The 13,134-nt window shown below is 68.9% G+C and carries 14 protein-coding genes; 6 read left to right on the top strand and 8 right to left on the bottom strand.

The features are described 5' to 3' along the window. Positions 1-56 precede the first annotated feature (56 nt). The 4 genes from ACFWGZ_RS32350 to ACFWGZ_RS32365 form a co-directional block, all read right to left on the bottom strand. Positions 57-1,721, bottom strand: coding sequence for a cytochrome bc complex cytochrome b subunit (locus ACFWGZ_RS32350; protein ID WP_382455383.1), 1,665 nt, complete (start codon positions 1,719-1,721; stop codon positions 57-59). Then, positions 1,718-2,845, bottom strand: coding sequence for a ubiquinol-cytochrome c reductase iron-sulfur subunit (locus ACFWGZ_RS32355; protein WP_382455384.1), 1,128 nt, complete (start codon positions 2,843-2,845; stop codon positions 1,718-1,720). Before ACFWGZ_RS32355 ends, ACFWGZ_RS32350 begins: the two co-directional genes overlap by 4 nt. Further along, positions 2,842-3,654: a c-type cytochrome gene (locus ACFWGZ_RS32360; RefSeq protein ID WP_382455385.1), complete on the bottom strand. Its 813-nt coding sequence runs from the start codon at positions 3,652-3,654 to the stop codon at positions 2,842-2,844. The genes ACFWGZ_RS32355 and ACFWGZ_RS32360 overlap by 4 nt, the downstream gene beginning before the upstream one ends. 61 nt (positions 3,655-3,715) lie before the next feature. Then, complete coding sequence (locus tag ACFWGZ_RS32365; RefSeq protein ID WP_382455386.1) at positions 3,716-4,327, bottom strand: heme-copper oxidase subunit III; 612 nt, start codon at positions 4,325-4,327, stop codon at positions 3,716-3,718. 94 nt (positions 4,328-4,421) lie between these two features. Here ACFWGZ_RS32365 and ACFWGZ_RS32370 point away from each other — a divergent pair, with 94 nt between their 5' ends. From ACFWGZ_RS32370 to ACFWGZ_RS32385, 4 genes are all read left to right on the top strand, one after another. Continuing rightward, positions 4,422-4,811: a hypothetical protein gene (locus ACFWGZ_RS32370; RefSeq protein ID WP_382455387.1), complete on the top strand. Its 390-nt coding sequence runs from the start codon at positions 4,422-4,424 to the stop codon at positions 4,809-4,811. Between the two features lie 78 nt (positions 4,812-4,889). After that, a complete protein-coding gene (locus tag ACFWGZ_RS32375; RefSeq protein WP_382455388.1) occupies positions 4,890-5,300 on the top strand; it encodes a hypothetical protein in 411 nt (136 codons plus the stop codon). 6 nt (positions 5,301-5,306) lie between these two features. Next, a complete protein-coding gene (trpD, locus tag ACFWGZ_RS32380) occupies positions 5,307-6,347 on the top strand; it encodes an anthranilate phosphoribosyltransferase (protein ID WP_382455389.1) in 1,041 nt (346 codons plus the stop codon). A 279-nt stretch (positions 6,348-6,626) separates the two neighbouring features. Then, positions 6,627-7,334 carry a lysophospholipid acyltransferase family protein gene (locus tag ACFWGZ_RS32385; protein ID WP_382455390.1) on the top strand — a complete coding sequence of 236 codons (708 nt, stop codon included), beginning with the start codon at positions 6,627-6,629 and terminating at the stop codon, positions 7,332-7,334. 221 nt (positions 7,335-7,555) lie between these two features. On the opposite strand, the gene ACFWGZ_RS32390 is transcribed toward ACFWGZ_RS32385, so the two are convergent. Together ACFWGZ_RS32390 and coxB are read right to left on the bottom strand one after the other, a co-directional pair. Continuing rightward, positions 7,556-7,972 (bottom strand): cytochrome c oxidase subunit 4, encoded by a 417-nt coding sequence (locus ACFWGZ_RS32390; RefSeq protein ID WP_382455391.1) that lies wholly within the window; start codon positions 7,970-7,972, stop codon positions 7,556-7,558. A gap of 14 nt (positions 7,973-7,986) precedes the next feature. Beyond that, the gene (gene coxB / locus ACFWGZ_RS32395; protein WP_382455392.1) at positions 7,987-8,919 is read right to left on the bottom strand and encodes a cytochrome c oxidase subunit II; all 933 of its coding nucleotides are present in this window, start codon (positions 8,917-8,919) and stop codon (positions 7,987-7,989) included. A 181-nt stretch (positions 8,920-9,100) separates the two neighbouring features. Between coxB and asnB the strand changes: the two genes are divergently transcribed. Continuing rightward, on the top strand, positions 9,101-11,029 hold the full coding sequence (asnB, locus tag ACFWGZ_RS32400; RefSeq protein ID WP_382455393.1) for an asparagine synthase (glutamine-hydrolyzing): 1,929 nt from the start codon (positions 9,101-9,103) through the stop codon (positions 11,027-11,029). 55 nt (positions 11,030-11,084) lie between these two features. Here the strand turns inward: asnB and ACFWGZ_RS32405 are convergent, their stop codons facing one another. Together ACFWGZ_RS32405 and ACFWGZ_RS32410 are read right to left on the bottom strand one after the other, a co-directional pair. Beyond that, positions 11,085-11,849: a class I SAM-dependent methyltransferase gene (locus tag ACFWGZ_RS32405; RefSeq protein WP_382455394.1), complete on the bottom strand. Its 765-nt coding sequence runs from the start codon at positions 11,847-11,849 to the stop codon at positions 11,085-11,087. A gap of 7 nt (positions 11,850-11,856) precedes the next feature. Next, the gene (locus ACFWGZ_RS32410; RefSeq protein WP_382455396.1) at positions 11,857-12,789 is read right to left on the bottom strand and encodes a carbohydrate kinase family protein; all 933 of its coding nucleotides are present in this window, start codon (positions 12,787-12,789) and stop codon (positions 11,857-11,859) included. A gap of 157 nt (positions 12,790-12,946) precedes the next feature. Between ACFWGZ_RS32410 and ACFWGZ_RS32415 the strand changes: the two genes are divergently transcribed. After that, positions 12,947-13,120 (top strand): hypothetical protein, encoded by a 174-nt coding sequence (locus tag ACFWGZ_RS32415; RefSeq protein WP_382455395.1) that lies wholly within the window; start codon positions 12,947-12,949, stop codon positions 13,118-13,120. Positions 13,121-13,134 lie beyond the last annotated feature (14 nt).

A 13,134-nucleotide genomic window follows, 5' to 3' on the forward strand; every position in this document is an offset into this window, starting at 1 on the left:
CAGCCTTGGCGGTGTGCCCGCATGCGGGGCACCGCCGGGGCCTTTCGCGTTGCTCGTCAGTCCTTCACGTCGGAAGGCCTGCCCGCGAGTTCGCCGGTCTTGTTCTCGGCGCTGATCTCCTCGGACACGTGCCTCTTCGCCCGCGCGTTCTCCAGGGCCACGGTCTCCTCGACCGGGTCCGGCGACCACGTGCTGCCAACGACCGGGTGACCGGCCGAGCCGAGCTTGTTCATCTTCTTCGGCACCGACGCGCCCTGGTAGGCGAGCGGGATCGGGTGGCCGTGGTCGTCCACCGGGCCGAGCGGCTGGTGGATCTCGATGAACTCGCCGTGCGGCAGGCGCTTGATGATGCCGGTCTCGACGCCGTGCTCCAGCACCTCGCGGTCACCGCGCTGCAGGCCGATGCACACGCGGTACGAGATGAAGTAGGCGATCGGCGGCAGGACCAGCATGCCGATGCGGCCCATCCACGTCGTCAGGTTCAACGAGATGTCGAACTGGTACGCGAAGATGTCGTTCGCACCCATGAGCAGCAGGACCATGAAGTACGTGATCGCCATCCAGCCGAGCGAGGTGCGGACGGGAACGTCGCGCGGGCGCTGCAGCAGGTTGTGGTGCGCGTAGTCCTTGGTCATCTTGCGCTCGATCCACGGGTACGCCGCCGCGATGCCGGTCAGCAGCGGCAGACCGAGGATGAACGGCAGGAACGGCGCCGGGATCGTGTAGTTGCCCAGGTAGAACTCCCACGCGGGCCAGATGCGGACCAGGCCGTCGGTCCAGCCCATGTACCAGTCGGGCTGCGAGCCGGCGGAGACCTGCGCGGGGTTGTACGGGCCGATGTTCCAGATCGGGTTGATCTGGAAGACGCCACCCATGATCGCGATGACACCCACGACGATGGCGAAGAAGCCACCGCCCTTGGCGGCGAACACCGGCATGATGCGGACGCCGACGACGTTGGTCTCCTTGCGGCCCACGCCCGGGAACTGCGTGTGCTTCTGGTACCAGACCAGCGCGAGGTGCGCCGCGATCAGGCCGAGGATGATGGCCGGGATCAGCAGGATGTGCGCGGTGTAGAGCATCGGGATGATGTCCGTGCCGGGGAACTCCCCGCCGAACATCAGCCAGTTCAGCCACGTGCCGATGACCGGGAACGAGATCAGCAGCGCCGCCATGACGCGCAGGCCGGTGCCGGAGAGCAGGTCGTCCGGCAGCGAGTAGCCGAGGAAGCCCTCGATCGCGCCGAGCATGAACAGCACGATGCCGATGACCCAGTTGATCTCACGCGGCTTGCGGAATGCGCCGGTGAAGAAGATCCGGAACATGTGGACGACGATCGCGCCCATGAACAGCAGCGCCGCCCAGTGGTGGACCTGGCGGACGAACAGGCCGCCGCGCGTCTCGAACGAGATGTCCAGCGTGGACGCGAACGCCCGGGACATCTCGATGCCGCGCAGGTTCTCGAAGGCGCCGTTGTAGGTGACCTCGGTCATCGACGGGTCGAAGAACAGCGCCAGGTAGGTGCCCGACAGCAGCAGCACGATGAAGCTGTAGAGCGCGATCTCGCCGAGCAGGAACGACCAGTGCGTCGGGAAGACCTTGTTCAGCTGTTTACGCAGGCCAGAGGCCGCGTGGTACCGCTCGTCGGCAGCGTTGGCCGCCGCTCCGGCGACGCGCGCGGCCGCGTTGGCCGGCTTCGTCGGCGTGGTGATGGCACTCATGACTTCCGCTCCCAGAACGCCGGACCCACAGCCTCGATGAAGTCACTGCGGGCAACCAAGTATCCCTCTTCGTCCACAGTGATCGGAAGCTGCGGAAGAGGACGGGTCGCCGGGCCGAAGCGCGGCTTGGCGTATTCGAACACGTCGAACTGCGACTGGTGGCACGGGCAGAGCAGCAGACCGGTCTGCTGCTCGAACAGCGACGTCGGACAACCCAGGTGCGTGCAGATCTTCGAGTACGCGTACAGGTCACCGTAGTTGAAGTCCTCCTGGCCCGCACGCTTGGTGATGGGCTGGTTCGGACGCATGCGGATGAGCATGACCGGCGCGTCGGCCCGCTTGAGGGCCGCGACGAGGGCGTGCTCGTCGTCGCGCTCGGACTCGCGGAACGGGAAGACCGTCTCGAAGCCGCCGGGCTCGACGTCCTCGGGACGCACCAGGGAGACCTCGTGGAAGTTGCCGGTGTGGCGGCGGAGGTAGACCTTCTCGCCCTTCTCGGCCTTCCAGCCCGTGTGCCACAGCGAGTTCTTGGTCTCGCTGTCGGAGTGCGGGTTCTTGATGAGCGCGCCCAGCGGAACCGCGGCGACGCCCAGGCCCAGCACGCCGGCGCCGAGGCCCGCGGTGCGCTTGATCAGGCTGCGGCGGCCGATGCCGCTGCGCGCACCCGCGTCGCCGAGCTCGGCGACCAGGGTGGCGCGGTCGACCGCGGTCGACGGGCCGTCGTGGCGCTGCTGCACCGCGAGCTCGTCCGGGATGAACTTCTTCGTGTAGAGCAGCGCGCCGACGCCCAGCGCCACCACCGACAGGCCCAGGAACAGGCCGATCAGCGGGTTGTACAGGTTGTGCAGGAAGTGGGCGCCCTCGTTGGAGGGGGACTCGTACTCCCACGGCCAGAACAGGAACACGCCGAGGAAGGCGAGACCCGACAGCGCGGAGATCATGAACCACAGCGCGACCAGGCGCTGCGCACGACGCTCGGCGCGGGTGCCGGGGACCGGCCACTTGTCCTCGTAGTGGACGAGCTCGACGCCGTCCATCTTCGTGCCGAGCTTGACGAGGTCGTCCCGGCTCATCTCCGCGAGCTCTGCCTCGCTGGGCAGCTCGACCGGCTTGTCGCCGCTCATGCCTTGGCTCCGATCCAGAGGGTCACGCCGATGAGCGCGGCGATCCCCACGATGAACGCGATCAATCCCTCGGACACGGGTCCGAAGCCGCCAAGGGCGTTGCCGCCGGAGTTGTTCTTCCCGTCGGTCACGGACTTGACGTACGCGATGATGTCCTTCTTCTCCTCCGGCGTGAGCTGCCGCTCGCCGAACTTCGGCATGTTCTGCGGGCCGCTCAGCATCGCCGTGTAGATCTGCTCCTCGCTCACCCCGTCGAGGGCCGGTGCGAACTTGCCGGACGACAGCGCGCCACCACGACCCGTGAAGTTGTGGCAGCTGGCGCAGTTGAGGCGGAAGAGCTCGCCACCGCGCGCCGGGTTGTCGCCGCGCAGGGCCTCACCGGACTCGGAGGGCTTCTTCGGGCCCTCGCCGCCGTTGGTGGTGATGTAGGCCATCAGCGCGTTGATCTCCTCGGGGGAGAGCTTCGCGGGCTTGCGGATGGCCTGCGCCTCCTGCCGCGCCATGGGCATGCGGCCGGAGGAAGTCTGGAAGTAGACCGCGGCGTCGCCGACGCCGATCAGGCTCGGCCCGCGGTCCTTGACACCTTCGAGGGACTTGCCGTGGCAGCCCATGCAGGTGTTCAGGTAGATCTGCTCGCCCTGGCGGACCAGGGCGTCCTCCTGCTGCGCCTGCGCGGTCTGCGCCTGGGGGGCGAAGGCGGCGAACAGCATGCCGGCGCTCAGCAGGCCGAAGCCCAGCGCGAGCAGTCCGGCGACCCGGCGGCGCAGCTTCGTGCGGGCGCCGCGGGGGCGTTTCGTCGTGGTGGTCATGGTGTGCGGCAACCCTTGCTGTCAGTTCGGGAGCTCGTGGCTTTGCTGTGTGCCGGCCGGGTCAGGGCACGATGTAGATGACGGCGAACAGGCCGATCCACACGACGTCGACGAAGTGCCAGTAGTAGGACACGACGATCGCCGAGGTGGCCTGCGCCGGCGTGAACTTGCTGAGCTTCGTCCGGATCAACAGGTAGACGAACGCGATCAGACCGCCGATGACGTGCAGGCCGTGGAAGCCCGTGGTCAGGAAGAAGACGGTGCCGTAGGCGGACGACGGGATCGTCGTGCCCTCCTCGACGAGGGTGATGTACTCACCCGCCTGACCGGCGACGAAGATCGCACCCATGATCAGCGTCACGATGTACCAGCGACGCAGGCCGAAGACGTCACCCCGCTCCGCCGCGAACACGCCCCACTGGCACGTGAAGGACGACGCGACCAGGATGATCGTGAAGACCGACGCGTAGGGGACGTTCAGGTGCGTGGGAGCCGGAGGCCAGGCCCCCGTGTCGTTCTGGGCCTTCACCGTGAAGAACATGGCGAAGAGGCCAGCGAAGAACATGAGCTCGCTGGACAGCCAGACGATCGTGCCGACGCTGACCATGTTCGGGCGGTTCAGCGAGTGCACGCGCTGGCCGATTGAAGGCGCTGCCGTGGTCACGAGCAGCATTATTGCTTGCGCTTTTTTGCTCCGCCCATCGGGTCCTGGGCGGATCATGGGTCGGCTGTGTCACACAGCGCGTGATCGTGGAGGAGATGCGGCGATGGGATTGCTGGGCCGATTGCGGGACGCGCTGCGCCGGGAGGTCGTGCCGGCGCTGTCCGCGGACGACCCGGGCCTGGTCGTGGTGGTGGAGGCGTTCGAGGTCGGGGAGGCCGACTCGGCCGCGCTGGCCCGGTCGCCGCGGTGGCGCGCCGACGAGCCCGCCGTGCTGCGCCACCACCTGCGCATCCCCGCTGACCAGGTAGAACGTGCGCGCGAGCTGCTCGCGCCGGACGGCTGGGTGCTCGTCGCCGGCGAGGTGTCGCACGCCAGCCGGGTGCAGAAGCTCGACGCGCTGCACTGCTCCCAGGAACGGTCGCGGATGGCGTCGCTGGCGCAGCGGCTCGGCGGCGACGCCCTGGGGTGGGACGCCCTGCAACCGGCCCGATAGCATCGCGGCGACCTTGGTCACTTTTCCGGGGTCGCTTGCTTTGGACCGCAGTCGGCAGTCGCAGCGGAGGATCGAGAGATGAGCACGCAGACCACGAAGATCCTGGTGTTCAGCCACCGCCCCGAGGTGCGTGAGACGATCATCACTGCAATTGGCCGCCGTCCCGCACCCGACCTGCCGCGCGTGGACTTCGTCGAGGTCGGCGTGATCGCCGACGTCCTCTACGAGGTCGACAACGGCACCGTCGACCTGCTGATCCTCGACGGCGAGGCGCAGCCGACCGGGGGCATGGGCCTGTCCCGCCAGCTCAAGGACGAGATCGCGAACTGCCCGCCGGTCGTCGTGGCCGTGCGCCGCAAGGACGACCGGTGGCTCGCGACGTGGTCGCAGGCCGACGCGGTGCTGGTGCACCCGCTCGACCCGCTGGCCGCCGCCGAAACCGTGGCCGAGGTGCTGCGGGGCTCGGCTGTTCCCGTCGTCAAGGGCTGAGCCGGCATGGGCGAACGGACCTGGCCGTCGCTGCTCAACCGCCTGCTCGACGGCGTCGACCTGACCGCCGACGACACCGCCTGGGGCATGGACCGGGTGATGTCCGGCGAGGCGAGCCCGGCGCAGATCTCGGCGTTCATCGTCGCGCTGCGCGCCAAGGGCGAGACGCCGGAGGAGGTCGACGGCCTCGCGACGATGATGCTCACCCACGCGCGCCGCTTCACCGTGGACGTGCGGGCGGCCGACATCGTGGGCACCGGCGGCGATCATTCCGGTTCGGTGAACATTTCGACGATGGCCGCGATCGTGACGGCCGCGGCGGGTGTCCCGGTGGTCAAGCACGGCAACCGCGCGGCGTCGTCGCAGTGCGGCACGGCGGACGTGCTGGAGGCGCTGGGCGTCGCCATCGACCTGCCCCCGGAGGGCGTGCAGGCCACGGTGCGCGAGCTGGGCATCGGCTTCTGCTTCGCCCCGGTCTTCCACCCCGGCTTCCGGCACGCGGGCCCGGTGCGGCGCGAGATCGGCATCCCGACCTCGTTCAACCTGCTCGGGCCGCTGACGAACCCGGCGCAGCCCACCGTCGGCCTGATCGGCTGTGCCCGCGCGGCCGCGGCGCCGCTGATCGCCGGCGTCTTCGCCCGCCGCGGCAACACCGCCCTGGTGGTGCGCGGCGACGACGGCCTCGACGAGATCACCACGACCACGACGACGTCGGCCTGGCTCGCCCAGGACGGCGCGGTGCGCACGGCGACCATCGACCCGGCGGTGCTGGGCGTGCGGCCGGCGCGCGAGGAGGACCTGAAGGGCGGCGACGCCTCCGTCAACGCCCGGGTGGTCCGCGACCTCGTGGCCGGGGAGACCGGGTCGGTGCGCGACGCGGTGCTGGTGAACGCGGCGGGTGCCATCGCGGCGCACGGCGGGTTCTCCGACGACCTCAACACCGACCTGGCGGCGTCGCTGAGCCGCGCGGCGGACGCCGTGGACTCCGGCAGGGCGGCGGCGCTGCTGAGCCGCTGGGTGGAGCTCTCACAGGCCCTGAAGGGCTAGCCGGCGGGTGGGCGCGACGAGGTCGGGCCCACCCCGCTCCGGTCACCGCCGCAGGCGCGCCGGGTGAACTCCTCGTTTCCGGCGCCGGGTTCGCGTGGCTCGTCCCCGGTGGTCGCGTCCGCCTGTTTCGCCCCGGACGCCCGAGTCGCGACCGCTGTCTCCCGTCTCTTTCGTCACACCTCGTCATCGCCGGGTGACCCGGGCCGCACCATCGCCTCACGGGTGTAGTCCGAGCGAGTGATCGGCCGGAGATGCGCGCCACGTGGCAACCTCGTGGCAATGCCCACCTGGAATGCTGGGCTCATGGTCCTCTACCCGGTGATGAAGCACGTCGTCGCGCGCGCAGCCCGTCTCGTCTACCGCCCGGTGGTCGACGGTCTGGAGAACATCCCCACCGACGGCCCCGTCATCCTGGCGGCCAACCACCTCAGCTTCATCGACAGCGTCGTGATCCCGATGGTCGTGCCCCGGCGGGTGTCGTTCCTCGCGAAGGCGGAGTACTTCACCGGCACCGGGGTGAAGGGGTCGCTGTCGCGCTGGTTCTTCTCCTCGCTCGGCCATGTGCCCGTGCACCGCGGCAAGGGCCGTGACGCGCGCGCTGCGCTCGACACGGCCGCCGAGATCCTCGCCCGCGGCGACGCCTTCGCGATCTACCCCGAGGGCACGCGCTCGCTCGACGGCATGCTGCACCGCGGCCGCACCGGCGTCGCGCGGATGGCGCTCGAGTCCGGGGCGCCCGTCATCCCCGTCGGCATCATCGGCACGGACAAGGTGCAGCCGGTCGGCAGCAGGTTCCCGAAGATCGTCCCCGTGACGGTCCGCTTCGGCGCTCCGCTCGACTTCAGCCGGTACGACGGCATGCAGGAGTCGCTGCCCGTGCTGCGCAGCGTCACCGACGAGATCATCTACCGCATCCTCGACCTGAGCGGTCAGGAGTACGTCGACGCGTACCAGAAGACCCCCGAGAAGGTCACCGCCGCCGCGTAGCCGGGGAGTCCAGGACCAGCGAAGGCCCTTTCCGCCACGGCGGGAAGGGCCTTTTCGCGCGATGGCCGAAATATCGGACAGCAAATCCGCGGCGATATCCGATATGCGATATGTCACATATTGGATATCGGTCGCTGAAAACGACCGAGGCCCCCTCCGCGAACGGAGAGGGCCTCGATGCGGTATCCGATATATCGGATATCAGACTGCAGACTGGCTGGTCAGTCGTGGTTCGGGCCGGTGTGGTACTCGAACACCAGGCCGCCGACCGCGATCAGCACCAGGATGACGGCGATCACCAGCAGCCACACGTGCCAGAACGCCACCGCGACACCCGTGGTCGCCGCCGCAGCCGCCAGGCCGACCGGCCAGTACGAGCCCGGGCTGAAGAAGCCCAGCTCACCGGCGCCGTCGGACACCTCGGCGTCGGGGTTGTCCTCCGGCCGCACCTCGATACGGCGGGCGACGAACCGGAAGTAGGTGCCGGTGATGAGGGCCAGGCCGCCGGTCAGCGCGAGCGCCACCGTGCCGGTGGGCTCGACGTGGCCGGTCGCCTGGTGCGTCCAGAAGCCGTACACGACGGCCATCAGGAACGAGAAGGCCATCACCAGGTCGAATACGCGAGCTTCGATCTTCATCGCGGGGCGTGTCCCTACTTCTGACCCGCGCCGGAGGCCTCGCGGGCCGTCCGGTCGGTGTTGAACGGGGTGGTCGTGGTGGCCAGCGGCGCGCAGAGCTCGCCGCAGTTGACCTGCGACAACGCCTCAGCCGTGGTGTACGTCTTGCCCGTCTTCGGGTTCACTTCCTTGCGGAGCTCGATGTACTTCTCGAAGTCCGCCTCCTGCAACGCGCGGACCTCGAAGTTCATCACCGCGTGGTAGGAGCCGCAGAGCTCGGCGCACCGGCCGACGAACGCACCGGGACGGTCGATCTGGTCGATCTGGAAGACGTTGTCCTGGTTGTTCTTCTCCGGCATCGGGAAGACGTCCCGCTTGAAGTGGAACTCCGGCACGAAGAACGAGTGGATGACGTCCGTCGAGCGCAGCGTGAACTGGATGCGCTTGCCGGCCGGCAGCACCATGACCGGGACCTCGCCCGAGGTGCCGACCGTGCTGACGACGTTGCCCTCTTCGGTCTTGTGGTCCGGGTACTGGAACTCCCAGTTCCACTGGAACGCGATGACGTCGACGTTCACGTCGGGCTTGCCCGACTTGTCCGTGACGTAGTTCTGCGTGATGGCGGTGAAGTAGAACAACACCGCCACGATCACCGTCGGCACGACGATGAGCACGATCTCCAGCGGGAGGTTGTACGCCGTCTGACGGGGCAGTTCCTCCGACTTCTTGCGGTGGAACACCACCGACCACGCGATCAGGCCCCACACGATGACGCCGACGACGAGCGCGGCGATCACGGACCAGGTCCAGAGCTCGCGCATCTTCTCGGCCTGCGGCGTGACGGCCACCGGCCAGCCGAAGCGCAGCACCTCGTCCGTGGAGCAACCGGTGGCCCCGATACCGACCAGGCCGACCAGCCCGGCGGTCTTCGCCAGCCGGGATGCCCTGGTGCCCTCCTTCAGGCCCACTGCTCGCCCGCCTCCTCGTTCCATGCCAACGGATCAAGCGGGAGCGTAGCCCAGCGGAACTGCGCTCACCCCTCGGGGGCACCGCCGCTGCGGTGCAGTTTCGGTCACACAGAGCCCCTTCGGCATACTGGGGACTTCCCCGTGGTCTTCCCCTTCCTGTTTCTTGAGAGGTGCGAGAGCCTTGTGCGGCCTGGCAGGACTTGTTTGCCCCAGCGAGAACGAGGCGGAGAACGCACGTCCGGCGGTGGAGGCGGCGCTGCGCTGCATGCGCCACCGAGGACCTGACGAGAGCGGGACCCGGCGGGTCGACGAGGTCGTCTTCGGCTTCAACCGCCTCGCCATCATCGACATCGAGCACTCCCACCAGCCCCTGACCTGGGGCCCGCCGGAGTCGCCGAGCCGGTACACGATCAACTTCAACGGCGAGGTCTACAACTACCTCGAGCTGCGGGCCGAGCTCACCGAGAAGCACGGCGCCGTCTTCCACACCGACGGCGACACCGAGACCATCGTCGCCGCGTACCACTACTTCGGCCCGGCGGCGATCACGCGGCTGCGCGGCATGTTCGCCTTCATCATCTGGGACTCCGAGCGCGGCGTGCTGTTCGGCGGCCGCGACCCGTTCGGCATCAAGCCGCTGTACTGGGCGCAGGGCGGGCGCGGTGTCGCGTTCTCGAGCGAGAAGAAGATCCTGCTGGAGATCGCCCCGACGCTCGGCATCGAGCCGAAGATGAACGTCAAGGGCTTGCAGCACTACCTGACGCTGCAGTACGTGCCGGAGCCCGCGTCGCTGCACGACTCGATCAACCGCGTCGAGTCCGGCCACTCGTTCACGCTCACGCCCGGCACCCGGCCGAAGTTCGAGCGCTACTTCCCGGCGGAGTTCAAGATCCGCACCGTCCGCGGCGAGGCCGAGGCGAACGCGCTCTACGACGACATCACCGCCGCGCTGCGCGACTCGGTCGCCAAGCACATGCGCGCGGACGTGACGGTCGGCTCGTTCCTGTCCGGCGGCATCGACTCGACGGTCGTCGCGGCGCTCGCCAAGGAGCACAACCCGGACCTGATCACGTTCACCACCGGTTTCGAGCGTCAGGGCTTCTCCGAGGTCGACGTGGCCGCGGAGTCGGCGGCGCTGATCGGCGTGAAGCACGTGGTCCGCACGGTCAGCGCGCAGGAGATGATGGACTCCCTGCCGCTGATCACCTGGTACCTCGACGACCCGGTGGCGGACCCGGCGCTGGTGCCGCTGTGGTTCATCGCGCGCGAGGCGCGCCAGCACGTGAAGGTCGTGCTGTCCGGCGAGGGCGCGGACGAGCTGTTCGGCGGGTACACGATCTACCGCGAGCCGCTGTCGCTGGCGGCGTTCGAGAAGGTCCCCGGCGCGCTGCGCAAGGCCATGGGCAAGGTCTCGACGAAGATCCCGCACGGCGTGCGGGGCAAGGACCTGCTGCGCCGCGGCGCGCTCACGCTGGAGGAGCGCTACTACGGCAACGCGCGCATCTTCCTCGACGACCACCTGCGCCAGGTGCTCAAGACCTACGACCCGAACGTCTCGCACATGGACGTCACGGCCGGGCCGTACCGCGAGTCGCAGAACTACGACCCGGTCACGCGCATGCAGCACGTCGACCTGTTCACGTGGCTGCGCGGCGACATCCTGGTCAAGGCCGACAAGATGACCATGGCGAACTCGCTGGAGCTGCGGGTCCCGTTCCTCGACCCCGAGGTCTTCCGGATCGCCTCGCAGATCCCGAGCGACCTGAAGATCACCCCGGACACCACGAAGTTCGCGCTGCGCAAGGCGATCCGCGACATCGTGCCCGCGCACGTGCTGAACCGCCGCAAGCTCGGCTTCCCGGTGCCCATCCGGCACTGGCTCAAGGACGAGATGCACGACTGGGCGGTCGACGTCGTGCGGTCGTCGCAGACCGACCAGTACCTCGACAAGACCGCGGTGCTGCGCCTGATCGAGGAGCACCGCTCCGGCGTGCTCGACCACAGCCGCCGCATCTGGGCGCTGCTCGTGTTCATGATCTGGCACGGCATCTTCGTCGAGGCCAGGATCAGCCCTCAGGTGCCGGAACCGCACTACCCGGTCAAGCTGTAGCGGCCGGTCGGGTTCCAGCAGGTCGGGCCCCCTCCGCAGAGGGGGCCCCGCTCGTCTACCGGCGGCCCTGGGCGCCGCAGATCGCGTACGAGCTGACGACGGTCTCGGGCGAGGCCATCAGCTCCAGGTAGCGGTCGAACTCGTCGTCGGTGAGCGGCAGCCGCGCGCGCACCATCCGCGCGGTCTCGGCGAGCAGCCGGCACCCCGGCGAGCCGCCCTCCCACTCCTGCACCTCGCGCGACCCGGTGACGTCGTGCAGGCCGGTGTCGGCCAGCGCCTTCTCGATGCGGGCGCCCCACGCGAGCTCCGCGCCGGCCTGGTCGAGCAGCGTGAGCAGGGCGTTCTTCACCCGCATGATCAGCTTCGCGTCGTCGGGGGCGGCCGAGAGCACCTCGAGCGGCAGGCAGTCGAACTCCTCGAGCACGAGCCACCCGCCCGGCCGCAACGCGTCGTGCAACTTGCGCAGGATCGCGTCGCGGGCGGGGAGGTGGAAGAGCACGAGGCGCGCGTGAACCAGGTCGAACGCGTTGCCAGGTAATACATTGGACACGACGTCGTGCTCGAGGACCGTGACGTTGTCGCGTTCCTCGAGCCTTCGCACATCGATGTCGGTGACCGTCACGTGCCCGGACGGCGCGACGACGTCGGCGAGCCAGGTGGCCACCGACCCGCCACCGCCCCCGACCTCGAGACAACGCCAGCCGTCCGCGACGCCGAGCTGCTCGGCGCGGGCGAAGGTGCCCGCGTCGAGCAGGGCGCTCAGCGCGTCGAACTTCGGATCGGGCGACTCAGCGGTGTCGCCGAACAGGTACGTCCCCATTGTCCGATCATGGCAGGACGGGGGCGATCTCCTCGACGGCCGCGTCCCCGAACGCTCCGCGCAGCCGCTCCAGGGCCGCGTCGCGCTCCAGCACCCACTCCTGCGTGCCGATCGTCTCGAGCACCTCGACGGCGATCAGCGAGCCCAGCTGAGCTGCGCGTTCAAGGCTCAGGCCGGCGGTGATGCCCGCGAGGAAGCCGGCGCGGAACCCGTCGCCGACGCCGGTCGGGTCGGTCTTCGCGACCTCGGGGACGGCGGGGACGTGCAGCGAGAGACCGTCGCGGTCGACGATCTCGACGCCCTTGGCGCCGAGCGTGGTGACGCGCCTGCCGACGCGGGCGAGGACGTCGGCCTCGGTCCAGCCGGTCTTCTGCAGCAGCAGTTCCCACTCGTAGTCGTTGCTGAAGAGGTACTCGGCGCCCCCGACGAACGCGCGCGCCTGCTCGCCGTCCATGCGGGCGAGCTGCTGCGACGGGTCGACGGCGAAGCGGAAGCCGCGCTGACGGCACTCCTCGGCGTGCCGGAGCATGGCCGCGGGGTCGTCGGGGCTGATCACGACGAGCTGCAGGTCCTCGACGCGGTGCGCGATCGGCGCGAGCTCGATGTTGCGCGACTCGGCCATGGCGCCCGCGTAGAAGGACGCGATCTGGCACATGTCGTCGTCCGTCGTGCAGACGAACCGCGCGGTGTGCGCGACCTCGGACACGTACACGCCGGAGGTGTCGACGCCGTGCCGCTCGAGCCACGACCGGTAGTCGTCGAAGTCCCTGCCGACGGCGCCCACGAGCACCGGGCGCACGCCGAGCACACCGAGGCCGAACGCGATGTTCGCGCCGATGCCACCGCGGCGGACCACGAGGTCGTCGACCAGGAAGCTCAGCGACACGCGGTCGAGACGCTCCGCCACCAGTTGGTCGGCGAATCTGCCCGGGAAGTGCATCAGATGGTCGGTCGCGATGCTGCCGCACACGGCTACCGGCACGTCGGCCCTCTTTCTCTTGTCGCGCTGAGTGACAGCTCACCCTGGTGAGTGCAGCTGTGAAGACTACCGTTTGGTAGGGCTACCGCAGGTCAGAGCGTCCCAATACGGTCAGGGCGTGACGATCCCCGAAGCGACCACGATGAGTGAGCTGATCGACGACTGCGCGCAGCTCCCGTTCGCCCTGACCCACCCCGAGCACCCCCTACCGACCCCACGCGATGCCGCGCCGTGGCGGGTGGACGAGCGGTGCGCTAAACCTGTTGATTTCTTTTTTTATGATTGGGTGTGAACTGAGTTCTACAC

It is taken from the genome of Lentzea sp. NPDC060358 (assembly GCF_042725365.1).
Classification (GTDB): Bacteria; Actinomycetota; Actinomycetes; order Mycobacteriales; family Pseudonocardiaceae; genus Lentzea.

Coding starts and splice junctions, on each gene's coding strand:
- ACFWGZ_RS32370 (WP_382455387.1), top strand. CDS start 4,422: ATGGGATTGCTGGGCCGATTGCGGGACGCGCTGCGCCGGGAGGTCGTG.
- ACFWGZ_RS32410 (WP_382455396.1), bottom strand. CDS start 12,789: ATGCACTTCCCGGGCAGATTCGCCGACCAACTGGTGGCGGAGCGTCTC.
- ACFWGZ_RS32390 (WP_382455391.1), bottom strand. CDS start 7,972: ATGAAGATCGAAGCTCGCGTATTCGACCTGGTGATGGCCTTCTCGTTC.
- ACFWGZ_RS32355 (WP_382455384.1), bottom strand. CDS start 2,845: ATGAGCGGCGACAAGCCGGTCGAGCTGCCCAGCGAGGCAGAGCTCGCG.
- ACFWGZ_RS32365 (WP_382455386.1), bottom strand. CDS start 4,327: ATGCTGCTCGTGACCACGGCAGCGCCTTCAATCGGCCAGCGCGTGCAC.
- ACFWGZ_RS32360 (WP_382455385.1), bottom strand. CDS start 3,654: ATGACCACCACGACGAAACGCCCCCGCGGCGCCCGCACGAAGCTGCGC.
- ACFWGZ_RS32350 (WP_382455383.1), bottom strand. CDS start 1,721: ATGAGTGCCATCACCACGCCGACGAAGCCGGCCAACGCGGCCGCGCGC.
- ACFWGZ_RS32405 (WP_382455394.1), bottom strand. CDS start 11,849: ATGGGGACGTACCTGTTCGGCGACACCGCTGAGTCGCCCGATCCGAAG.
- ACFWGZ_RS32375 (WP_382455388.1), top strand. CDS start 4,890: ATGAGCACGCAGACCACGAAGATCCTGGTGTTCAGCCACCGCCCCGAG.
- trpD (WP_382455389.1), top strand. CDS start 5,307: ATGGGCGAACGGACCTGGCCGTCGCTGCTCAACCGCCTGCTCGACGGC.
- ACFWGZ_RS32385 (WP_382455390.1), top strand. CDS start 6,627: ATGCCCACCTGGAATGCTGGGCTCATGGTCCTCTACCCGGTGATGAAG.